The organism is Streptomyces sp. NPDC107528, assembly GCF_055639295.1.
In genome coordinates this window covers 577,067-598,819 of record NZ_JBVKAV010000002.1, presented here as the reverse complement: position 1 = coordinate 598,819, position 21,753 = coordinate 577,067, and the positions used below count along the sequence as shown (strand labels likewise).

The following is a 21,753-nucleotide window of genomic DNA, read 5'->3' as shown; positions in this document are numbered from 1 at the left end:
GCTGTTCACAGCCGGGGCCCGGCCAGGTGTGTGGCCTGCACACAGGTGGACAGGACATCATGTTTCACTGAGGCGGGAAGCGAACGGCAGGGGATCCGGTGGAGACGACGGGCACGCGGCGGTCCTTGGCGTGGCTGCTGGGGATCTGGGGCCTGACCAGGGTGGTCCTGCTGCTCTTCGTGTTCAAGGTGTACGTCTTTCCCGGCCCGGACGTCACCAGCGACGTGTCGGTGATCTACCAGGGCTGGTACGAGGTGCTGCGCACCGGAACGTTCCCGCTGGACGACGTCACCTGGCAGTACCCGCCCGCAGCCGCGCTGCCGATCCTCTCCCCCGCCCTGGTGTTCTGGCTGGACTACACGTCGGCGTTCTTCGTCCTCGCGTTCACCGCCGACCTGGTCGTCCTGTCGCTCCTGCTCTACGCGGGCGTGCGGCCCGGCCGGACGCTGGGCGGCGCGTGGGTGTGGGTGGCGGGCGTGCCGCTGCTCGGGCCGACGGTGTACGCCCGCTACGACGTGATGGTCACCGCCGTAGCCGTGGCCGCGCTGCTGGCGGGCGCCCGGCATCCCCGGCTGATGGGCGCGCTGACGGCCTTCGGGGCGATGCTGAAGGTCTGGCCGGTGCTGTTGCTGCTCGCGGCCCGCAGGCGCGGCACCTGGCTGTCCGCCGCGCTGACCGCCGGCGCCATAGGGGTCCTGTTCGCCGTCGCGATGCCCGGCGCGTTCGCCTTCCTGACCTTCCAGCGCGACCGCGGCACGGAGGTGGAGTCGCTGGGCGCGCTGGTCTTCCATGTGGCCCGGCAGTACGGCTGGGACGGCCAGGTGCTGCTGAACTACGGCTCGGTGGAATTCCTCGGTCCGTACGTCGACGTCGTCAGCACGGCCGCCCTCGTCCTGAGCGGGCTCGCCTTCGGCTGGCTGCTGCTGTGGCGGCTGAGGGCGCGGCGGTTCCTGTCGCACACGCTCGCGGACGCGGCGTTCGTGGCGGTGCTGATGTTCGTGACGACCAGCCGGGTGATCAGTCCGCAGTACCTGGTGTGGCTGGTCGGCCTCGCGGCGGTGTGCCTGTGCTTCCGCGGCAGCCGGATGACGCTGCCCGTCGGTCTGGTCCTCGCGGCGTGCTTCGTGACGGTGCTGGAGTTCCCGGTGTGGTTCGCGCACGTCGTCGCCAGCGACGCCCTCGGCGTCACCCTTCTGTTCCTCCGCAACGGCCTGCTGGTCCTCGCCACGCTCCTCGCGGCCCGCGAGCTCTGGCGCTCGACGGTCACCCCTCCCGCCCCGGCGCCCGTACCGGCTCAGGCGGCCCGCGCCAAGGAAACGTCCCTGCCGTCCTGACGCCGGGCCTTCATCCGAAGCAGTACCAGGACCGCCGCGCACTGCACCGCCATGGCCGATCCCAGCGCCAGGCACACGCCCGGCAGACCGAGGCCGGACAGCCCGTACGCGAGCGGCAGCTGTACGGCCGTACCGAGCATGGTCACCCGCAGCAGCAGAGGCGCTCCCCCACTTCCCTCGAAGACCCCGCCGAGAGCGATGAAGCAGGCCATCAGGAGCAGGTAGGGCCCGATGCAGCGCAGGAAGAGCACACCGGCGTGGGCGACACCCGGACCGGCACCGAAGGCGGCCATGATCCAGGGCGCGGTCACGCCCAGCAGTACGGCCGCCGCGAGCGCGAAGGTCCCCGCGAGCCGCACCGCCTGCCGTCCGATCGCCGACCGCGCGTCCTCACCGCCGCCGAGCAGATGCGCGGTGTGGATGGCGGCGGCCTGGCGTACTGCGTAGAAGCCCATGGTGGCGACGTAGAGGACCTTGTACGCGATCGAGTACGCGGCCACCGCCGTCACGCCCAGCCGTGCCACGATCGCGACCAGCGCCAGCGTGCCCGCCTGCCGCACGGTGAAGTCGGCCGACATCGGCAGCCCGGTCCGCAGTGTCCGCCGCAGCGCGGCCCCGACCGGCTCGGCGGGCGGTGCCTCGGCAGCCGCGCGCAGCAGCGGGTTCCTCCGCAGCGCGGCCAGCCCCACCGCGAGGGCCACGCTCCGGCACAGCACCGTCGAGGCTGCGGCGCCCGGGACACCGTAGGCCTGGATGAGGAACGGGTCGCAGACCAGGATCAGCCCACCCGTGAGCAGCGCGAGCCGCATGGGCGTCCTGGTGTCGCCGGCCCCCTTGAGGATGCCGTCGACCAGGGTCTGCGCGAAGAACACGGCGACACCGGGCAGCGAGATCGCGAAGTACCGCACGGCGAGGGGCAGCGCGGCCCCGTCACCGAGCACCAGCCGCGCCAGCGGCTCCCGCCCCAGAAATCCACCCGCCACGACCACCGGCGTGACCAGCGCCCACACCGCCCATCCCCCGCGCACCGCCGCCCGCACCGCCCCCGGCTCCCGCGCGCCTCTGGCGTGCGCGACCAGCACGGTCGTGCCGGAGCCGAAGACGAGGGCGACGCCGAGCAGGACGTTCTCGGAGTTGGTCGCGACGGCCACGGCGGCCACGGCCGGGCCGCCGAGCCGGGAGACCCAGACGGTGTTGATGATTCCGGCGGCCACGGAGGCGAGAAGCGAGAAGTAGACGGGGTGGGCGAGCGAGATGAGCTGCTTGCGGTGCGCGTTCACTGTCCAAGCCCCCTCAACGCCATGAGCTACCTCTAACCGAGGTAGCTCGATAAGAGGTACCATGGTGCCATCACGCCCGCAAGGAGGACCATGCTGGAGCTGTCGATCCTCGGCTTCCTGGCCGAAGTGCCGCTGCACGGCTACGAGTTGAAGGAGCGGATCAAGGCGCTGAGCGGCCATGTCCGCCCCGTCAGCGACGGTGCGCTCTACCCGGCGATCACACGGCTGATCAAGGCCGGGAAGCTCGACGAGCACACGGAGCCGGGTGCGAGCGCCGCCCCGCGCCGGGTCCTCTCCCTCACCGGCGCCGGCCGCGAGGACCTGCTGGAGCGCCTGCGCCACCCCAAGCAGGTGGAGATCACGGACCAGGTCCGCTTCAACACGCTCCTGGCCTTCCTACGGCACCTGCCGGACCGCCGGGAGCAGGCCGGAGTGCTGCGTCGCCGCCTGGAGTTCCTCACCGCACCCACGAGCTTCTTCTACGACGACGGGCAGCCCGTCCGGGCGGAGGAGGCGCAGGACCCATTCCGGCAGGGCATGCTGCGGGTCGCCCGGGCGACGGGTGAGGCGGAGCGTGCGTGGCTGACGGAGGCGATCGCGCTGCTGGATCAGCCGAGCTGAGCCCGCAGATAGTCCCGCCACTCCCCCGTGAACTCCTCCAGCGACGTCCCGAGTACGTCCTTCAGCGCGCTCTCCACCGCGCCGGCCCGCTTCTCGTGGGCCCCCACGGCCCGGTAGAACTCGGCGAGCCTGACCTCGCCCCAGCGGTCCGCGATCAGCCGGCAGGCCAGCCAGCCGCTCTCGTAGGCCCGCGCCAGCCTCCCCGCGTCGCCGGTGAAGCCGAAGTCCGCGTCCGCCGGTAGTTCCTGGGGCGCCCGCCCCTCGGTCACCGCCTGCCACAACTCCGGCGCCGCCTGGGACGGGGAGCGGCCGCTGCCGAGGTAGCCGATCCAGTCGGCGTAGCCCTCGGACAGCCACAGCGGCGTGGCCTCGGTGGTCTGGGCGCGGGTGGCGACGTGGGTGGTCTCGTGGGTGAGAACGACCTGCTTGCCGGTGCTGCCGAGGACGCCGTACGCGTCGGGATTGACGATGATCCGGTCCGCGGGCGCGCTCGCCGGGGCGCCGGTCTCCCCGGTGGTGACCGCGGCGATCCCGCGGTAGGAGGACTCGGGCGAGCCGAGCAGACCCGCCATGTCGGCCAGCGACATCGGTACGAGGATCACCACGCGCCGGGGCCAGTCCGTGCCCCACGCCTGGGAGACGGCCGGCACGGCGTGGTCGGCCAGCTCGGCGTACGACCGCAGTGCGGCTTCGGACTGCCCGACGCCCAGGACGAGGCTGTCGTCACCGCGCACGGCGCCCACCTCGCCCTGGTCCCAGAGCTGTTCGGCGGAGCCCTTCGCGGGCCGCTCGGCCTCGACGTACCAGTGGCCCTCCACGTCCAGGCGCAGGCTCAGGGTGCGGCCGACGCTGACGGGAGCCCGGTCGTGGCCCTGGACGCGGTAGCGCAGCTCGGCGTCGGCGAGGGCGGTGTCGCCGGTGCGCCGCAGGGCGGTCAGGCGGTACGACCAGTCGGCCAGGGGCACCGCGCCCAGGTTGCCGAACCAGTCCCGGGCGCCCGAGCGCAGGAACGCCGTCTCGTCGCGGTCGAGTATCGCGGCCGCCCGGTGGTCGAGAACCTGCTGCACCTCGGCCTTGGCGCTGTCGGTGGCGGGCCGCCCGCCGCAGCCCACCAGCGAGACGAGCAGCAGACAGAGCGCGACGACGACGCGCGTTCCCCGCGCCCCCGACGCCCGCCTTCGACCAGCCATTTCCCGATCGTACGGCGGCGACGGCACGAGGGTCAGACCTGCGCCGCAGCGGCCTCGGCCCCGCGTCAGACCCGGGTGACCGTCGCCCCGGGCATCATGCCCACCGGGTCGTAGCGCACGGGGGCACCGGGGTAAGGCGCGTGGATCACCTGGCCGTCGCCCACGTACATCCCGACGTGGCTGGCGTCGCCCCGGTAGGTGACCACGTCGCCGGGCTGGGCCTCGGAGAGCGGGACCTGTCGGCCGGCGTACCGCTGCCCCTGCGAGGTCCGCGGCATGGCGACGCCGGCCTGGGCGTACGACCACTGGATCAGGCCCGAACAGTCGAAGCCGGAGGGACCGTTGGCGCCCCAGACGTACGGCCTGCCCAGCGCCGAGTGGGCGGCGGCGACGGCGGCTGCGGCGCGGCCCGAGGGGGCCACGAGGCTCCCGAAGTCGGGCATGCCGGCGCGCCCGGAGCGGGAGGCACGGTCGTAGGCGGCCCGGTCGGCCGCGGTGAGGGAGTTCAGCAGCCTGCGGGCCTGGGTGAGTTTGCGCTCGACGGTCCGCTTGTGGACGGCGACGGCCTTGCGGCTCTTCTCCAGGTCGAGGAGTTTCCCGGTCGCCTCGGAGCGGTCCTGGGCCAGTCGGCGCATCGCGTCCTGCAGCTCCTTGAGCTCGCCTGCCTGGTGGGCGCTGAGCCGGGCGATGCGGGCGGCCCTGTCGAGGTAGTCGGCCGGGTCGTTGGAGAGCAGCAGCGCGAGCGACGGATCGAGGCCGCCGGACCGGTACTGGGCACCTGCCAGCGAACCGAGCGCGTCCCGCTTGGAGTTGATGTCCTCCTGCTGCCGGGCGATCCGGTCCTGCGCGTCGGTCACCTGCTTGCGGAGCTTGTCGGCACGCTCGTCGGCCCTGTTGTACGCCTCGGTGGCCTTCTCGGCCTCCTCGTAGAGGCGGTCCACCTTGGCCCGGGTGTCGTCTTGTGGCGCGGCCGAGGCCGGTACGACCCCCAGGGCCGTGGCGGCGGCTGACATGACGCAGAGCGCTGCTCCGGCGCCCCGGTCGAACCCGGTCGATGCAAGGCGGCGATGGGACCCCACGGGAGCCGCTCTCCTTCCGCTGGCGGACAAGGACCTTCCCCGGCGAGCGGGGAAACGCGGCAGACAGTAGCTCCGTGCCGGGGTGTCGACCAACGACTGAAGCGGGCACACAAAGTGACGCCCCGCCTCTGACGCAGGTCATGGGCGGGGCGCGGGGTCAGCAAGTGTTGTCGTGATTCGCCCGTTCGGGCGGCACGTGGTGTTGATCTTGCGGGTGTTCGGCCGGGGTCAGATCCGGACGCCGAACTGGTACGGCATGTTGTTGATCGACTCGTAGCGGACGACCGTGCCGCTGCGCGGGGCGTGCAGGACCTGGCCGTTGCCCGCGTAGAAGCCGACGTGGTGCAGATCGCCGTAGAAGATGACCAGGTCGCCGACCTTGAGCTCGGACTGGCTGTAGATGCGCGTGCCGTAACTGGCCTGGGCCTGTGAGGTGCGCGGGATGGAGACGCCGGCCTGGGCGTAGGCCCAGGAGGTGAGGCCCGAGCAGTCATAGGAGGCGGTGCCGGTGGCGCCGTAGACGTACGGCTTGCCGATCTGGCTCTGGGCGGCCTGGAAGGCGGCCATGGCCCGGCCGGAGGCGGAACCGGTGTTGCCGAGGTCCACGCGGTCCGCGGCGGAGCGGCTGGCGCGCTGCTCCTCGGCGGCGAGGGCGGCCTTCTCCGCGGCCGTCAGCGTGTTGAGCAGCTTCTGCGCCTCGCCGAGCTTGCCCTGGACCTGCTTCTTCTTCTTGCCCAGTTCGGTGCGGGTGGAGGCGAGGTCCTTGAGCTTGTCGGACGCCTCGGTGCGCTGCTGGGTGAGCTCGCGCTGCTTGTCCTGGATCTTCTTCAGCGAGTCGACCTGCTGGGCGCTCAGCTGGTCCATGGTGGACGCCTTGTCCAGGTAGTCGTCCGGGTCGGACGACAGGAACAGCTGGACGGAGGAGTCGATGCTGCCGGTGCGGTACTGGGCGGCGGCCGCGAGGCCCATGCTGTCGCGCAGCTCGTTGAGCTCTTCCTGGCCGCGGGCGACGTTGTCCTGGATCGTGGAGATCTCCTTCTGGAGCTTCTCCTGCTTCTCCTTGGCGCCGTTGTACTTCTCGGTGGCCTGCTCGGCCTCCTCGTAGAGCTTGTCGACCTTGGCCTTGACCTCGTCCTTGCTCGGCTTCTCGCTGGGGGCCGCGTTGGCGGCCTGCGCACTGATGGCCACGGCAGCAGCGGCAGCGGTGGTCAGCACGGTCACTCGTGCTCGGCTCGGCTGCTTGGGTCGACGGTGGGACGCCACGGAGGTGAAACCCTTCTTGTGAGTGATCACCCGCTCGGAGGTTCGAGGCCAGACCCTAGTGACCCAGTTGTGATCAGATCAAATCCTCACACGAAAATTCTCGTCACACCAATCATTCTTTACCCACAACTCACATCTCGTGACGCAGGATTGACGCTGGGTCGCGCAGGATTGACGCCAATTCGGGCATTGCGCCCGTACGTTGGCGTTATCAGGACAGCCGCTTGAGAAGCACCGCAGAAGCCACCGGCCGTGCCCCGGCCCGGGCGACCCCGTCCGCCACCTCACGGTCGGTCGAGGCGACGATGACCGGACGGCCCGGCGGCTCGGCGCGCACCAGTTGCCGGATCAACTCGTCGGCGGTGACGCCCGGTTTGGAGAACAGCACCCGCACCCCGCGCGGCGGCGCGAGAAACACCGGCGCGGCCAGTTCGGCCCCGTCGAAGACACAGGTCACCTCGGCGCCGGTCTGCGCGGCGAGCTGCGAGAGCTGGCCGAGCAGCCTGAGCCGCTGCTTCTCCAGGGGCATCTGGGGATAGCCCGTCTTGGTGACGTTGTAGCCGTCGACCACCAAGTGCGCCTGAGGCAGGGCGAGGAGCTGGTCGAGGATCGCGGGGTCGTTCTCGGACAGCGCCCGGGCGGCGATGTCCTTCGGGGTCATTCGTCCCGGTTCGACCGCGTCCACGGTCTCGGCGGGCCGTACGGAGACCGGCGGCAACGCCAGCTCCCGGCGGAGCCCTTGGGCGGAGTCCAGCAGGGTATCCAGAAGCAGGCGTACGCGCATGTCCTCGACGCTGCGCCCCTCGCGTGCGGCCCTGCGCGTGGCCTCCAGGGCGGCCTCGGCCTCCCCGAGCCGCGCCTTGAGGCGCCGGGTCTCACTCTCGGCCGCGGAGACCTGGGCGTGCCCCTCGGCCCGTACGGTCTCGATCTCGCCGTGCACCTTGCGCAGGGCGGCCTCGCCGCGCTTGACGTCGCTGAGGGCCGAGCGCAGCTTTCGGTGAAGCGATTCGGCTTCCTTCTTCGCCGCGTCCAGCTCGGTGCGCAGCCGCTCGGTCTCGTGCCGGGTGTGCTCACGGGCGTGGGCGAGCTCCTCGCGCAGCCGCTCCAGCTCGGCGCGGTTCTCCTCGTCGACGCGCTCGGCGTCGGCGCGCTGGGCCTCCTCGCCGGCCGCGGTGACCAGCTTGACCCAGCCGGTGGGGCGCAGAACATAGGCCGCGGCCGCCACGTCGAGGGGGTCCGCGGCCGGGGGCGCCGAGCCGGCGTCGAGGGCGCCGGCGAGTTCCGGCTGGCCCTCTCTGAACTTCTCCCCGATGCGCTGCCGGAACAGCGGATCGGCCTCCAGCGCCGCCGCCATCGCGTTGCCGGCGAACTTGGCCCGGCGGTTCGGCGCGAATCTGGCGTACTGCCGCAGCTGTGCGGGCAGTTCACCGACGGTCAGGCCGCCGAACCCGTCGGACACGATCTGTACGACCTTGCGCCGTACACCGTCGGGCAGCGGACGGTCGAGCACCTCAGCGGCGCCGTCGTCCGGCCCCCCGCCTTGTGTCTCCACCATCCGTCACACCCCAATGCCTGTGCGGGGGCCGCTCCCGTCAGGAGTCGGCGCCCGGCCTGTCCACGAGTTCCACCTTGTCCACGGCGTTGCACCAGCGGCAGCGCACCGACTCGATGGTCTCACTGAGCACCTCGCGCTCCTCGACCTTCGGCTCACCGGCCAGATCGAGGTGGACGTACTCCACGACCTTGGACGAGCGCGTCACGTCGAAGCGCGTGAGGTTGCCGCAGAGGGTGCAGCGCCACCGCGTCGTGGTGGTCGGCAGGGGAACCGTCATCGTGACTGTGCTCTTTCCTTCTAGACCTTCTATTGTCCGCGACGCGCCGGGCCCCGGTGCGTGTGGCTCGTAACCCTACGGCCTGGCGGGTACCCACCGCCCGTCCGTCCGGGGCGGCGAGGCGGTCTGTGCGTGTGCGTCCTGTTACGTCATGCTCTGTGTCCATGATCGGCAACTGGAGCGTGGCGCATTTCGGGACTCGGCTCGGCAGGGCGGGCCGACCGGTCCGGTCCGTCCTGCGGTCCTCGGCGCCGGTGACGTACGGGCTGATCATCCTGTGCTGCCTGGTCTTCCTGACCGGCCCGGCGGCGGGACTCAATCCGGCGTACGGCTCCGGCGAGGGGCTGCTCGCCGCTCAGCGGGCCTATTTCCACCGCTGGGGTGTCGTGCCCGCGGAGCTGTTCGAGGGGGCGCCCCGGGCCGTCCTCACCCCCGCGACGGCGCTGTTCGTGCACGGCAGCTGGGTGCACCTGCTCGGCAACATGCTCTTCCTCTACGTCTTCGGCGTGATGACCGAGGAACGGATGGGCCGTCTCCAGTTCACGCTCTTCTATCTGGGCTGCGGCTACCTCGCCCTGCTGGGCTACGCGGCCGCCAACGACGACTCCACCCAGTCCCTGGTCGGCGCGTCCGGGGCGATCTCTGCGGTCCTCGGCGCGTTCCTGTTCCTCTTCCCCGGGGCGCGGGTGACAAGCCTGCTGCCGTTCCTGCTCTTCCTGCCGCTGCGCTTCCCGGCCTGGGTCGTGCTGCCCTTCTGGGTGGCGCTGCAGTGGGTGGCGGCGGGGCGCGCGGACCAGGGGCCGGGGGTGGCGTATCTGGCGCACCTGGTCGGGTTCGGGCTGGGCTTCGGCTTCTCGTGGGCCCGATTCAGGCCTGCGACTGCTGTGTCTTCCCGGGGGCCAACCCCCGGACCCCCGGCAGAACAACCAGGCCAACTGGACCACGAGTAGGGTGAGAGCCCCAGCAATGGCCTCCGAGGGAGAGAACCAACCGTGATCACCGCGATCGTCCTCATCAAGACCAGCGTGGACCGGATTCCCGAGATCGCGGAGCGGATCGCTTCGCTGGAGAGCGTCACCGAGGTCTTCTCGGTCACCGGTACGTACGACCTGATCGCCATGGTGCGGGTGAAGGAGCACGAGGATCTCGCCGAGGTCATTCCGGGCCGGATCAGCAAGATCCCCGGGGTGGAGGGCACGGACACGCACGTGGCGTTCCGTACGTACTCGCAGCACGACATCGAGGCCGCGTTCGCCATCGGGCTGGACAGCTGAGAGCGGCCACGACCCGATCATGAAGAGTTCTTCATGCTGGGCTCATCCGCGGGGCGGGGCATAGGCCGCAGGATCGGCCGCATGGTCTTCTCGCACCGGATCGCGGCGCTGGCCGCCGTCGTGGCGATCCCCCTCGGCATCGCCGCGACCAGCTTCGCCCTCACCGACAACCCGGAGTCCCCCAAGGTCCCGGCCAAGGTGGAGCTGGACAGCGGCTCCCCCACCCCGACCCCGTCGCGGCCCTCACCGCCCCCTAGTGACGAGGTCGTCTCGCGGCCCCCGGTGACAGACGGCCCCACGAGCGACGACGATGCCGACGACGGCCCCGACCGGGACACCGGAGACGACGACCGCAGCGAACTCGGGGACGACGGCTAGGGGAACTTTCAGGGAGTCGGCGAGTTCAGGGGAGTCGGCGGGTGACGACAGTGCGGCTGGGGTTCTCCCCTCCGGGTGCGTGTGTGCCTGCGAGCGGGCACACGGCGTCCGGCGCACGGACTTGGCGTGCGCGGTCCCGTCCGGGTCGGCGCGCCGCCTGCTCACCGCCTGGCCCGACGCCGTCGCCATGACCCGGACGACACCCCCCGACCCCGTGCGCCGCCGGATCTCCGCGCGGGTCCGCATCCTGCTCTGGCTGCTGCTCGTCATGGCCGTCGGGCTGGTGTCCGTCGCGACGACCACGCGGTCGATCCTGTTGCGGGACGTCGATCACCGGGTGAACGGGCTGCTCGCACAGGAGGCGGGCGAGTTCGCGAACTTCCAGGAGCGGGGCGTCGACCCCGAGACCGGGCGGCCGTTCACCGACCCGTCCCGGCTGCTGCGCGAGTTTCTGGTACGCCAGTACGCCGATCCGGACGAGGAGCTGATCGGCCTGGTGGGCGGGGCGGGCCGGACCCCGGCACAGTTCATCCAGCCGCGTGACATCCCCGCCGCCGTTCCCCTGCACGAGGACGCCGACGCCCGCCGCCGTATCTTCGACTCGCCCGACGCCACCGGCACCGTGCACCGGGCGTCCGGCGAGATCCGCTGGGCCAAGGTCACGGTCGCCCGCGCCGGCGGCGAGGCGGAGGCGGCCTTCGTCGTCGCCTTCCACCCGGGGCGCGAACAGGCCGCCGTGAACACGGAGTTCCGTATCCTGCTCGCCATCTCCGGGGTCGCCCTGCTCATGATGACCGGCATCGGCTGGGCGGTCTCCGGGCGGATCCTCAAGCCGGTGCGGCTGGTGCGCACCGCGGCGGCGCAGCTCACCGAGCAGGACCTCACCCGCCGTATTCCGGTGCACGGGCGCGACGACATCGCCGCGCTCGCGGAGACCTTCAACGCGATGCTCGACCGGCTGGAGCGCGCCTTCGCCGCCCAGCGCGAGTTCGTCGACGACGCGGGCCACGAGCTGCGCACGCCGATCACCATCGTGCGCGGCCATCTGGAGCTGATGGGCGACGACCCGGCCGAGCGCGAGGAGACGATACGCCTGGTCACGGACGAGCTGGACCGGATGAGCCGCATCGTGGAGGACCTGCTGCTGCTCGCCAAGGCCGAGCGCCCCGACTTCGTCACCGCCGAGCCGGTCCAGCTCGCCGAGCTCACCGCCGACGTCTACGTCAAGGCCCGCACCCTCGGCGAACGGGACTGGCAGCTCGCCGAGGTGGCCGACGTCGAGGCCGAGCTGGACCCGCAGCGGATCACCCAGGCGATGGTCCAGCTCGCCCAGAACGCCGTGCAGCACACCACGCCCGGGCAGACCGTCCGGATCGGCTCGCGCGCGGACGGGCCGGGCGTAGAGCTGTACGTCGCCGACTCCGGCTGCGGTGTCCAGCCGCAGGACGGCGAGGTGATCTTCGAACGGTTCCGGCGCGGCACGTCCCGGCGCGGCGCCCGCGGCTCCGGAGCCGGCCTCGGCCTGTCGATCGTCCGGGCGATCGCCGAGGCACACGGCGGCCGGGTCCGGCTGCGCGACACCGACGGCGGCGGCGCCACCTTCGTACTGGCACTGGGAGAGGCACACACGTGAACCGCATTCTCATCGTCGAGGACGAGGAAAGGATCGCCTCCTTCGTGCAGAAGGGCCTGCGCTCCAACGGCTTCACCACGACCGTCGTCGGCGACGGCGACGCCGCCCACGAGTACGCGCTGACCGGCAGTTTCGATCTGGTGGTCCTGGACATCGGCCTGCCCGGCCGGGACGGCTTCACGGTGCTGCGCGAACTGCGCGAGGCCCGGGTGACGGTCCCGGTGATCGTGCTGACCGCGCGGGACTCCGTGCGGGACACGGTGGCCGGTCTGGAGGGCGGCGCCGACGACTGGATGACCAAGCCGTTCCGCTTCGAGGAACTGCTCGCCCGGGTGCGTCTACGGCTGCGTACGGCGGCCCGGGCACCCGAGGTGACGGTGCTGCGGTCCGGTTCGCTGACCCTCGACCTGCGCACCCGCCGGGCGCGGGCCGACGAGCGGACCGTGGACCTGACGGCCCGTGAGTTCGTGCTCCTGGAGCTGTTCCTGAGGCATCCCGGCCAGGTACTGTCCCGCGAGCAGATCCTGTCGCACGTGTGGGGCTACGACTTCGACCCCGGGTCGAACATCGTGGATGTGTACGTGCGGGCACTGCGCAAGAAGCTCGGGGCCGAACGGTTCGAGACGGTGCGCGGCGTGGGATATCGCCTCTTCGCCTGAAGTCCCCTTCGGCCCGCGTGAAGTCTCCTTCATGTACGGCTCATCGACGGCTCACGGCCCAGGTGAACCCTGGATGACGTGACCCTGAACCTCCGACTGGGCGTCGGCCTCTGCGTCGCGCTCTCCCTGTGCGCGCTGCTCGCCGTCCCCGGCAACTTCGCCGGACTCGGCGCCGACGCCCGCCTCACCCTTGCCGTCTTCGCCCTGGCGACCTGCGCCTGGATCGCCACCCCGGTCGACGACACGTACATCGCGCTGGGCGCCGGACTCGCGCTCACGGTGACCGGGGTGATCAGCAGCGACACGCTCTTCGGCACCCTCGGCGACTCGACGGTGTGGCTGCTGATCTGCGCCTTCGTGCTGGCGGCCGCGGTGACCCGGACGGGGCTCGCGGGACGGGCGGCGGCGTTCCTGGTCGGCGGGGCGCGTACCGTGCGGCAGCTCGTGCACCTGACCACGGCCGCCCTGGTCGTCACGGCGTTCGCGGTACCGGCCACGTCCGGCCGGGCCGCCCTCGCACTGCCGGTGTTCCTCGCGCTCGCCAGAGCCCTGGCCGACCGGCACCGGCTGGTCGTGATGCTGGCGCTGCTGTTTCCGACCGTGATCCTGCTGTCGGCGGTGGCGACCCTGATCGGGGCGGGCGCGCACCTGATCACCGTCTCGGTGCTGTGGCAGGCCACCGGCGAGCGGATCGGCTTCACCGAGTGGCTGCTGCTCGGCCTGCCACTGGCCGTGGCGTCGTCCCACCTGGCCGCCGAGGCCGTACTCCTGACGACGACTCGGCGCGCGGACCGCAAGGCCCCCGTGCGCATCACTCCCGAGCAGATCCAGGAGCACAGCGACGATCCGGTCACCGGCCCCTGGTCGCAGGCCGAGACGCGGTGCGCGCTGCTGCTCGGCACGGTCGTGGTGCTGTGGTGCAGCGAGCCGCTGCACCGGGTGCCGCCCGCGGTCGTCGCGCTGATCGGCGCGGTGGTGGCGGCCTCGCCCGCCCTCGGCACGGTGCATCTGAAGGACGCGCTGAAGACGGTTCCCTGGTCACTGCTGCTGTTCATGGCGGCGACGATGGCGATGGGAGTCGCGCTGGCCGACTCGGGAGCCGCGAAGTGGCTGGTGGACGGGCTTCCCGGTGGAGTCGGTCCGGTGTCGTTCCTGATCGTCGTGATCGCGATCAGTACGACGGCCCACCTGGTTCTGCAGTCCCGCTCGGCCCGTTCGTCGGTGCTGGTGCCGCTGGTCGTCGCGGCGGCGGTGGGGGCCGGGGTGAATCCGGTCGCCGCGGCGCTCGCGTCCACGGCGGCGGCGGGCTTCTGCCACACGCTCCCGGCCTCCGCGAAACCGGTCACGCTCTTCTCCGACCTGCCCGGGACGCCCACCTACACCCCGCGCGACCTGCTGCGCCTGTCCGCCGTACTGGCCCCGCTGACGGCCGCCCTCGTCCTGCTGTTCGCCGTCGCGGTGTGGCCGCTGCTCGGCGTTCCCCTGTGAGTCGCCGCGTCATGCCGTCGCGGGCGTTGCCCTCGGGGCGTTGCCGCAGTGCCGCGGCCTCATCCGACCTGCTTAGGAGACCTCTGATGCTGACCCGAGTCGTCGTAGCCCCCAGTGGCTTCAAGGAGTCCCTGTCCGCCCAGGCCGCCGCCGATGCCATCGCGGACGGTGTCCGACGGGTCCTGCCGGATGTCGTGATCGACCTGATCCCGCTGGTGGACGGCGGCGAGGGCACCGCCACCGCGCTGGCCGCCGCGACCGGCGGACGGCTGGTCGCCCTGCCGGCCACGGGCCCGGTCGGCGAACCGCTCGGCACGCACTTCGCCCTGCTCGGCTCCCGGGACACGGCGGTCGTGGAGATGGCCGCGGTGGCCGGGCTGTCCCTCGTCCCGCGCGCCCTGCGCGACCCAGGCGCCACGACGACCTACGGCGTCGGCGAGCTGATCCGCGCCGCGCTCGACACCGGCGTACGGCGCATCCTGGTCGGCTGCGGCGACTCGGGTACGTCCGACGGGGGCGCCGGCGCGCTCCAGGCCCTCGGCGCCCGGCTGCTGGACGCCGACGGCTTCGAACTCCCTCGCGGCGGAGGGGAGTTGACGCGGCTGGCCCGGATCGAACCGTCCGGCCTGGACCCGCGCCTGCGGGACGTCGAGCTGCTGGTCGCCTGCAACCCGTACAACGTGCTGTGCGGCGAGCGCGGCGTGGCCCGCGTCTTCGGCCCGCAGAAGGGGGCGACGCCCGCGCAGGTCGAGCATCTGTCGGCCGGACTGGAGAACTGGGCGGACGTACTCACCCGCGACCTGGGGGCCGTGGGCACCGACCTGCACCACGGCCCCGGCACCGGAGCGTCCGGCGGTCTGGGCGCGGGCCTCGCAGCCCTCGGCGCCCGGCTGCTCCCCCGCTTCGACGTGCTCCTCGACCACCTCGACCTCGACGCCCGCCTCGCCCGCGCCGACCTGGTCGTGACCGCGGAGGGCGCCCTGGACCACCAGACCCCTCGTGGCAAGGTCCCGGCCGAGGTGGCCCGCCGGGCCAAGCTGTACGGCCGCCCGGTGCTGGCACTGGCGGGCACCCTCGGCGAGGGTGCGCACGAGGTGCCGGGCGTGGACGCGTTCAGCGGCATCCTGCCGGCCCCGATGGCCCTGGCGGAGGCCCTGGTGCGGGCCTCCGAACTCCTCACGGACGCCACCGAACGCGCCCTGCGGATGATCCTGCTGGGCGCCCGGCTACCGGCTCACGCGGAGGTGTCCGGGACGCAACGGCCGTCCTCGGTGCGGTAGTTCCACCGGGCACCGTCCGTCACGAGCTCCCGCACGGCGTTCACGAACCGCTCGACGTGCTCGTCCGGCGTTCCGGCCCCGAAGCTCACCCGGATCGCGTTCAGGGACTTCTCGCCGGGCGCCGCCTCCGGGGCCCCGCACTCGCCCTGCGTCTGCGGGTCGCTGCCCAGCAGGGTGCGGACCAGAGGGTGGGCGCAGAACAGCCCGTCCCGCACCCCGATGCCGTACTCGGCGGAGAGCGCCGCGGCGAAGTGGGAGCTGTTCCAGCCCTCGACGACGAAGGAGATGACGCCGACGCGCGGGGCGTCGTCACCGAAGAGGGAGAGGATCCGGACCTCGGGGACGGAGGCGAGGCCCGCGCGGACCTTCTCGATCAGGTACTGCTCACGGGCGACGAGCGAGTCGAAGCCCGCCTCGGTCAGCGCCTTGCAGGCGGAGGCGATGGAGTAGGCCCCGATGACGTTCGGGGAGCCGGCCTCGTGGCGGGCGGCGTTCTCGTGCCACTCCACGTCGACGCCCCCGTCCGCACGCCGCGACACCTTCCGCGAGGCACCGCCGCCCGCGAGGTACGGCTCCGCCGCGCGCAGCCAGTCGGAGCGGCCGGCCAGGACACCGGAGCCGAACGGGGCGTACAGCTTGTGGCCGGAGAAGGCCACCCAGTCGACATCCAGGTCCCGCACGCTCACCGGGTGGTGCGGGGCCAGCTGGGCGGCGTCGAGCACGATGCGGGCGCCGTGCGCGTGGGCGGCGGCCGCGAGCTCCCGTACGGGCCACAGCTCACCCGTGACGTTCGAGGCGCCGGTGACGCAGACCAGGGCCGGGCCGTAGGGGTCGCGGTCGGCGAGGGCGCGCTCCAGGGTCTCGACGGCCTGGCGGGGGGTGCGGGGCGCGTTGAGGTAGGTGACGCGGGCGTCGCGCCACGGCAGCAGGGAGGCGTGGTGCTCGGTCTCGAACACGAAGACCTGGCAGTCGGCCGGCAGGGCGGCGGCGAGGAGGTTCAGCGAGTCGGTGGTGGACCGGGTGAAGACCAGCTGGTCGTCGGGGCGGCAGTCGAGGAACTCGGTGACCGTCCGGCGGGCGTTCTCGAACAGGTCGGTGGAGAGCTGGGAGAGGTAGCCGGCCCCGCGGTGGACGCTGCCGTAGTACGGCGCGTAGGCGGCGACGTCGTCCCAGACGCGCTGGAGGGCGGGGGCGCTGGCGGCGTAGTCGAGCGCGGCGTATGTGACCTCGCCACCAGTGACGAGCGGGACGGTGACATCACGGCCCAGAACGGGCAGAGAGGCACAAACAGACTGGTCGGCGGCAGCGATGGAGACAGACATGGCGAACTCCCGTGAGGGGCATGCCGACTGAGGGGCATGCGAGAAAGAGAAAAGGGTCTGCGGAGGCGGGGCTCTGCGGCCCTATCGCATTCGCTTGCTCACGGAAGGCTCCCTCGAACGACCAGGACCCCTGGTTTCGAGAGGGGCCCGCGCTTGCCGCAGACCTCGCTGCCTACGGCCTGGTCTTCACCCGGGGCACCCCGCCACGGACGGAGGGTTGCCGGACAGTCGGCCGGGGCCTCATGACTGTCACTCATGACCTGGTCCAACATCCTGCCACACGATCTTCAGCTCGCAAGGCGCAGTCCGGATCCTGGACTGCGCCTCGCGTCACATCGCGTGGAAATCAGGTGTTGCTGGCCGCCACCCAGCGATCCAGCGTCCGCTTCGCCGCGCCCGAGTCGATCGACTCCGCCGCCTTCGCCATCCCGGCGCGGATCTGCTCGGTGAGCGGGGCGTCGGTCGGGTTCATCGCCACCAGGGCGGCGGCCGCGTTGAGCAGTACTGCGTCCCGCACGGGACCCGTCTCCCCGTTCAGCATGCGCAGCGCCACATCGGCGTTGTACGAGGCGTCCGCGCCCCGCAGCGCCTCCACCGGAACCAGCTCGATGCCGACGTCACGAGGGTCGAAGGCCTCCTCGGTCACCTTGCCGTCGCGCACGACCCAGACCCGGGAGGTGGCCGTGGTGGTGAGCTCGTCGAGACCGTCGTCGCCGCGGAACACCAGCGAGGAGTTGCCGCGCTCGGCGAAGACGCCCGCGACGATCGGTGCCATGCGCGGGTCCGCCACGCCGACCGCCTGGGCCTTCACCTTCGCCGGGTTCGTCAGCGGACCGAGCACGTTGAAGGTCGTGCGGATGCCCAACTGGCCACGGGCCGCCGCCACATGCCGCAGCGCGGGATGGAACTTCACGGCGAAGCAGAAGGTGATCCCGGCCTGCTCGGCGACCTCGGCCACCCGCCCGACCGGCAGTTCCAGATTGACGCCGAGCTTCTCCAGCACGTCCGAGGCACCCGACGCCGACGACGCCGCTCGGTTGCCGTGCTTGACGACCTTCGCGCCTGTGCCGGCGATGACGATCGCCGACATCGTGGAGATGTTGACGGTCTTCGCGCCGTCGCCGCCCGTGCCGACGATGTCGACGGTCTGGCCCGGCACCTCGATCACGTTCGCGTGCGCGTACATCGTCCGCACGAGCCCGGTGATCTCCTCCACCGTCTCGCCCTTGGCGCGCAGAGCCACGACGAACCCGGCGATCTGCGCGTCCGTCGCCTCGCCGCGCATGATCAGGTCCATCGCCCACGCGGTGTCGTCGGCAGCCAGGTCCTGACCGTTCAGCAGGCCGTTCAGCAGCAGGGGCCAGGAGCGGGCCGCCGCGGTGTCGCCTCCGGCGGGGGTCACAGCGCTCATAAGCCGCTCCAGGGTCAGGTGTCCCGCACTGCGGGACATGAGTCTCAACGAGGTCCACCCTATCCAGCCCGGGGCACGGCGAAGGGCCCCGTCCGTACAACGGACGGGGCCCTCAACCGTGGCGTAGCAGTCGCAGCGTCAGTGGTGGCCGTGGCCGCTCGTGATCTCCTTGTACTCCTCGACGGTCGGCTTGGGGATCTGGCCGTCCTCGCCGAAGTACGACTTGCTGAGCTTGGCGCGCAGCTTCTCGGAGCCCTTCACCTTGCGCTCGACGCCGTTCTCGTCGACCGTCGGGCCGATCTCGAGCGGCTGGTACTGCTCGTGCGCGGTGAGGGTGTGCAGCGCGTCCTGGCTGAGCGGCTCGTGCACCTCGATGAACTCACCGTGCGGCAGGCGCTTGATGATGCCCGACTCGCGGCCGTGCAGCACCTTGTCCTTGTCCCGGCGCTGCAGGCCGAGGCAGATCCGCTTGGTGACGATGAACGCGAGGACCGGTCCGACGAAGAAGCCGATCCGGACGAACCAGGTGACCGCGTTGATCGACAGGTGGAAGTGGGTGGCCCACAGGTCGTTGCCACCGCCGACCAGGCCGATCATGTACACCGTGACCCAGGCGACGCCGAACGCGGTACGCGTCGGGGCGTTGCGCGGACGGTCCAGGATGTGGTGCTCGCGCTTGTCGCCGGTGACCCAGGACTCGATGAACGGGTAGAGCGCGATCGCCATCAGCACCAGGCCGAAGAGGACCAGCGGGATGAACACACCCAGCACGAGGGTGTGACCCCAGAAGTTGACCTCCCAGCCCGGCATGTACCGGACCAGACCCTCGGCGAAGCCCATGTACCAGTCGGGCTGGGCGCCGGTGGACACCATGTCCGGACGGTACGGACCGATGGCCCAGATCGGGTTGATCTGCGCGACCGCCGCGATGACCGCGATGACACCGAAGACCAGGAAGAAGAAGCCTCCGGCCTTGGCCATGTAGACCGGCAGCAGCGGCATGCCGACGACGTTCTTGTTGTTCTTTCCGGGGCCCGCGAACTGCGTGTGCTTGTGGTAGAAGACCAGGATCAGGTGGCCGACCACCAGGCCGAGCATGATGCCCGGCAGCAGCAGGATGTGGATCGAGTAGAAGCGGGCCACGAAGTCGGTGCCCGGGAACTCGCCGCCGAAGAGGAAGAACGAGATGTACGTGCCGACGATCGGCATGGACAGGATCGCGCCCTCGGTGAAGCGCACACCGGTGCCGGAGAGCAGGTCGTCGGGGAGCGAGTAGCCGGTGAAACCGGTGAACATGCCCAGGACGAACAGCAGGAAGCCGAACAGCCAGTTGATCTCACGCGGCTTGCGGTACGCGCCCGTGAAGAACACGCGCATCATGTGGACGAACATGCCGGCGAGGAAGATCAGCGCGGCCCAGTGGTGGATCTGCCGGATGAGCAGACCACCGCGCACGTCGAAGGAGATCTCCAGCGTGGAGCTGAACGCCTGGCTCATCAGCTGTCCCTGGAGCGGGACGTAGCTGCCGTGGTACTCGACCTCGGCCATCGAGGGCTGGAAGAACAGCGTCAGATACACACCCGTGAGGATGATGATGATGAAGCTGTAGAGGCAGACCTCACCCAACATGAACGACCAGTGGTCGGGGAAGATCTTGCGCATGTTGGCCTTGGCGAGGGAGTAGATCCCCAGCCGGCCGTCGGCCCAGTCGGCGACGCGCTCGCCGGCCGGTGCCTTCCCGCGCGAGCGGGACTCGGTGGTCTCTGTCGTGCTCATCCGCGCTCCCAGAATGCAGGGCCGACGGGCTCTTCGAAGTCGCCGAGCGCCTCGAGGTAGCCCTCGTCGTTCACGCCGATGCGCAGCTGCGGCAGGGCGTGACCGGCGGGGCCGAAGATCACCCGGGCACCGTCGGAGAGGTCGAAGGTGGACTGGTGGCAGGGGCAGAGCACGTGGTGCGTCTGCTGCTCGTACAGGGAGATCGGGCAACCGACGTGGGTGCAGATCTTCGAGTACGCGACGATGCCCTCGTGCGACCACTCGAGCTCGCGCTTGTCCTTGATGTCGGCCGGCTGGATCCGGACGATCATCAGGGCGGCCTTGGCGATCTCGTTCTGGAAGTCGTGGTCGTGCTCCTCCAGGCCCTCCGGCTTGGCGAAGGTGAGGGAGCCGACCGCGACGTCCGAGGGACGCAGCGGCTCGTCGGTGTTCATGTTGACGAGCAGCTTGCCCTTGGACCACAGGGTGTGGCGCAGCTTGGTCCCGGGCAGGGGGCCGAGGTCACGCAGCAGCACGACGCCGGAGAGCGGGAACAGGGCCAGCGCTCCGAACATCGTGTTGCGGATCAGCTTGCGGCGACCCAGCGCGGACTCCTTGGCGCCCTGCTTGAAGTCGGCCATGACCTTGGCCTTGACCTCGGGCTCCGCGGCGATCGGGTGGCGCTCGTCGGCGACCTCCACGTCGGACATCAGGGTGCGGGCCCAGTGGACCGCGCCCGCGCCGATGCAGAACAGCGCCGCACCGAGGGTCAGACCCAGCGCGAAGTTCAGCGCGTTGAGGTGACCGATCGGGAAGACGAAGATCGACTTGTCGTGCGGGATCGCGACGTACGACGCGATGAAGCCGACGGTGGCGAGCATCGACGCCGTGAACAGCATGGCCACCATGCGCTCGGACCGCCGGGCGGCCCGCTCGTCGATGTCCTGGATCCGGTGCTCGTGGGGCGGCAGGCCGGGGTCGGCGAAGGGGTTCTTCTCGTCCGCGACCGCGACGTGGGCGTCCTGCTCAGCGGGCAGGTTCTCTTCTGGAATGTCTTGGCTACTCATGACTTCTTGGCCTTTGCGGTCCGAGCGGCGACCCAGACGGCGACCGCGATCAGTGCACCGAGCCCGAAGATCCAGGCGAAGAGGCCCTCACTGACCGGCCCGAGGCCGCCCAGCTCCAGACCACCCGGGTTGACCGTCTCGTCGCTGTTGACCGCGTGCAGGTACGCGATGATGTCCTTCTTGTTCTGCTCCGACAGCGTGGTGTCGGGGAACGACGGCATGTTCTGCGGGCCGGTCAGCATGGCCTCGTAGATGTGCTTCGGGTCGACACCCTCAAGGCTGGGTGCGTACTTGCCCTTCGTCAGCGCGCCGCCCTTGCCGGTGAAATTGTGGCACTGGGCGCAGTTGTTGCGGAAGAGCTCGCCGCCCTTGCCGATGTCCGCGCCCTCGGAGCCGTACTGCTCCTCGGTCGGGACGGCCGGACCGGCGCCCAGCGAGGCGATGTACGCCGCGAGCTGGTCGATCTGGGCCTGCGGGTAGAAGTTCTTCTTCTTCGGGACCTGGGCGCCCTGCGAGGTGGCGGCCGGCATACGGCCCGTCGAAACCTGGAAATCGACGGAGGCGGCGCCGACACCCACCAGGCTCGGACCGTCGGAGGTGCCCTGACCGCCGGTTCCGTGGCAGCTGGCGCAGCCGACGGCGTAGAGCTTCTTGCCCTCTTCGATGGTGAGGGACTGGGCGGTTTCCTCGGCCTGTGCCTTGCCCGCGGGCGCGAACACGGCGTACACCCCTCCCGTGCACGCCAGCGCGAGGAGTAGGACGACGACCGCCGCCAGCGGATGGCGTCGTCGTGCGGAGAGCTTTTTCACGGATTACCCCGGTGTCAGGATCTTCTGCGTCGATGCTTCTGTCAGGTGCGTTCGTGGAACGCGCGCGGGATCGGACCC

General features: G+C 71.0%; 20 protein-coding genes and 1 riboswitch. Of the genes, 9 read left to right on the top strand and 11 right to left on the bottom strand.

Annotated elements, in window-relative coordinates; genetic code table 11:
* The first annotated feature begins 98 nt into the window (after nucleotides 1–98).
* A complete protein-coding gene (locus ACZ7L5_RS07765) occupies nucleotides 99–1,334 on the top strand; it encodes a glycosyltransferase 87 family protein (RefSeq protein ID WP_471515239.1) in 1,236 nt (411 codons plus the stop codon).
* Here ACZ7L5_RS07765 and ACZ7L5_RS07760 read toward each other — a convergent pair.
* Nucleotides 1,295–2,614 carry an MATE family efflux transporter gene (locus ACZ7L5_RS07760; RefSeq protein ID WP_471515237.1) on the bottom strand — a complete coding sequence of 440 codons (1,320 nt, stop codon included), beginning with the start codon at nucleotides 2,612–2,614 and terminating at the stop codon, nucleotides 1,295–1,297. The genes ACZ7L5_RS07765 and ACZ7L5_RS07760 overlap by 40 nt on opposite strands.
* Before the next feature lie 90 nt (nucleotides 2,615–2,704).
* On the opposite strand from ACZ7L5_RS07760, the gene ACZ7L5_RS07755 reads away from it, so the two are divergent.
* On the top strand, nucleotides 2,705–3,235 hold the full coding sequence (locus tag ACZ7L5_RS07755) for a PadR family transcriptional regulator (RefSeq protein ID WP_471515235.1): 531 nt from the start codon (nucleotides 2,705–2,707) through the stop codon (nucleotides 3,233–3,235).
* Here ACZ7L5_RS07755 and ACZ7L5_RS07750 read toward each other — a convergent pair.
* From ACZ7L5_RS07750 to ACZ7L5_RS07730, 5 genes are all read right to left on the bottom strand, one after another.
* Nucleotides 3,223–4,425 (bottom strand): hypothetical protein, encoded by a 1,203-nt coding sequence (locus ACZ7L5_RS07750; protein ID WP_471515233.1) that lies wholly within the window; start codon nucleotides 4,423–4,425, stop codon nucleotides 3,223–3,225. The two genes, ACZ7L5_RS07755 and ACZ7L5_RS07750, sit on opposite strands and share 13 nt — an antisense overlap.
* A gap of 65 nt (nucleotides 4,426–4,490) precedes the next feature.
* Nucleotides 4,491–5,504, bottom strand: a complete 1,014-nt coding sequence (locus ACZ7L5_RS07745) for a C40 family peptidase (protein WP_471515231.1) — start codon at nucleotides 5,502–5,504, stop codon at nucleotides 4,491–4,493.
* A 228-nt stretch (nucleotides 5,505–5,732) separates the two neighbouring features.
* Nucleotides 5,733–6,767: a C40 family peptidase gene (locus ACZ7L5_RS07740; protein ID WP_471515857.1), complete on the bottom strand. Its 1,035-nt coding sequence runs from the start codon at nucleotides 6,765–6,767 to the stop codon at nucleotides 5,733–5,735.
* 211 nt (nucleotides 6,768–6,978) lie between these two features.
* Complete coding sequence (locus ACZ7L5_RS07735; protein ID WP_471515229.1) at nucleotides 6,979–8,322, bottom strand: NYN domain-containing protein; 1,344 nt, start codon at nucleotides 8,320–8,322, stop codon at nucleotides 6,979–6,981.
* Nucleotides 8,323–8,359: 37 nt separating this feature from the next.
* On the bottom strand, nucleotides 8,360–8,599 hold the full coding sequence (locus ACZ7L5_RS07730; protein ID WP_328882184.1) for a hypothetical protein: 240 nt from the start codon (nucleotides 8,597–8,599) through the stop codon (nucleotides 8,360–8,362).
* 164 nt (nucleotides 8,600–8,763) lie between these two features.
* Between ACZ7L5_RS07730 and ACZ7L5_RS07725 the strand changes: the two genes are divergently transcribed.
* The 7 genes from ACZ7L5_RS07725 to ACZ7L5_RS07695 all read left to right on the top strand — a co-directional run bounded on the left by ACZ7L5_RS07725 (nucleotide 8,764) and on the right by ACZ7L5_RS07695 (nucleotide 15,311).
* Nucleotides 8,764–9,549 (top strand): rhomboid family intramembrane serine protease, encoded by a 786-nt coding sequence (locus tag ACZ7L5_RS07725; protein WP_471515227.1) that lies wholly within the window; start codon nucleotides 8,764–8,766, stop codon nucleotides 9,547–9,549.
* Nucleotides 9,550–9,591: 42 nt separating this feature from the next.
* Nucleotides 9,592–9,873: an Lrp/AsnC family transcriptional regulator gene (locus tag ACZ7L5_RS07720; protein ID WP_328428302.1), complete on the top strand. Its 282-nt coding sequence runs from the start codon at nucleotides 9,592–9,594 to the stop codon at nucleotides 9,871–9,873.
* 81 nt (nucleotides 9,874–9,954) lie between these two features.
* Nucleotides 9,955–10,251: a small secreted hydrophilic protein gene (locus ACZ7L5_RS07715; protein WP_471515855.1), complete on the top strand. Its 297-nt coding sequence runs from the start codon at nucleotides 9,955–9,957 to the stop codon at nucleotides 10,249–10,251.
* A gap of 187 nt (nucleotides 10,252–10,438) precedes the next feature.
* Complete coding sequence (locus tag ACZ7L5_RS07710) at nucleotides 10,439–11,884, top strand: sensor histidine kinase (protein WP_471515225.1); 1,446 nt, start codon at nucleotides 10,439–10,441, stop codon at nucleotides 11,882–11,884.
* Nucleotides 11,881–12,543, top strand: coding sequence for a response regulator transcription factor (locus tag ACZ7L5_RS07705; protein ID WP_328882181.1), 663 nt, complete (start codon nucleotides 11,881–11,883; stop codon nucleotides 12,541–12,543). Before ACZ7L5_RS07710 ends, ACZ7L5_RS07705 begins: the two co-directional genes overlap by 4 nt.
* A gap of 84 nt (nucleotides 12,544–12,627) precedes the next feature.
* Entirely contained in the window at nucleotides 12,628–14,031 is a 1,404-nt protein-coding gene (locus ACZ7L5_RS07700) for an SLC13 family permease (protein WP_471515853.1), read from the top strand.
* 86 nt (nucleotides 14,032–14,117) lie between these two features.
* Entirely contained in the window at nucleotides 14,118–15,311 is a 1,194-nt protein-coding gene (locus ACZ7L5_RS07695; protein ID WP_471515223.1) for a glycerate kinase, read from the top strand.
* Here ACZ7L5_RS07695 and ACZ7L5_RS07690 read toward each other — a convergent pair.
* From ACZ7L5_RS07690 to qcrC, 5 genes are all read right to left on the bottom strand, one after another.
* Nucleotides 15,266–16,633: an aminotransferase class V-fold PLP-dependent enzyme gene (locus ACZ7L5_RS07690; protein WP_471515221.1), complete on the bottom strand. Its 1,368-nt coding sequence runs from the start codon at nucleotides 16,631–16,633 to the stop codon at nucleotides 15,266–15,268. The genes ACZ7L5_RS07695 and ACZ7L5_RS07690 overlap by 46 nt on opposite strands.
* Nucleotides 16,634–16,777: 144 nt before the next feature.
* Nucleotides 16,778–16,894, bottom strand: a riboswitch (SAM riboswitch).
* A gap of 85 nt (nucleotides 16,895–16,979) precedes the next feature.
* The gene (gene trpD / locus ACZ7L5_RS07685; protein WP_471515219.1) at nucleotides 16,980–18,044 is read right to left on the bottom strand and encodes an anthranilate phosphoribosyltransferase; all 1,065 of its coding nucleotides are present in this window, start codon (nucleotides 18,042–18,044) and stop codon (nucleotides 16,980–16,982) included.
* Between the two features lie 138 nt (nucleotides 18,045–18,182).
* Nucleotides 18,183–19,820, bottom strand: a complete 1,638-nt coding sequence (gene qcrB / locus ACZ7L5_RS07680) for a cytochrome bc1 complex cytochrome b subunit (RefSeq protein WP_328882176.1) — start codon at nucleotides 19,818–19,820, stop codon at nucleotides 18,183–18,185.
* On the bottom strand, nucleotides 19,817–20,866 hold the full coding sequence (gene qcrA, locus ACZ7L5_RS07675; RefSeq protein ID WP_471515217.1) for a cytochrome bc1 complex Rieske iron-sulfur subunit: 1,050 nt from the start codon (nucleotides 20,864–20,866) through the stop codon (nucleotides 19,817–19,819). Before qcrA ends, qcrB begins: the two co-directional genes overlap by 4 nt.
* Nucleotides 20,863–21,675, bottom strand: coding sequence for a cytochrome bc1 complex diheme cytochrome c subunit (gene qcrC, locus ACZ7L5_RS07670; RefSeq protein WP_471515215.1), 813 nt, complete (start codon nucleotides 21,673–21,675; stop codon nucleotides 20,863–20,865). Before qcrC ends, qcrA begins: the two co-directional genes overlap by 4 nt.
* Nucleotides 21,676–21,753: the final 78 nt, after the last annotated feature.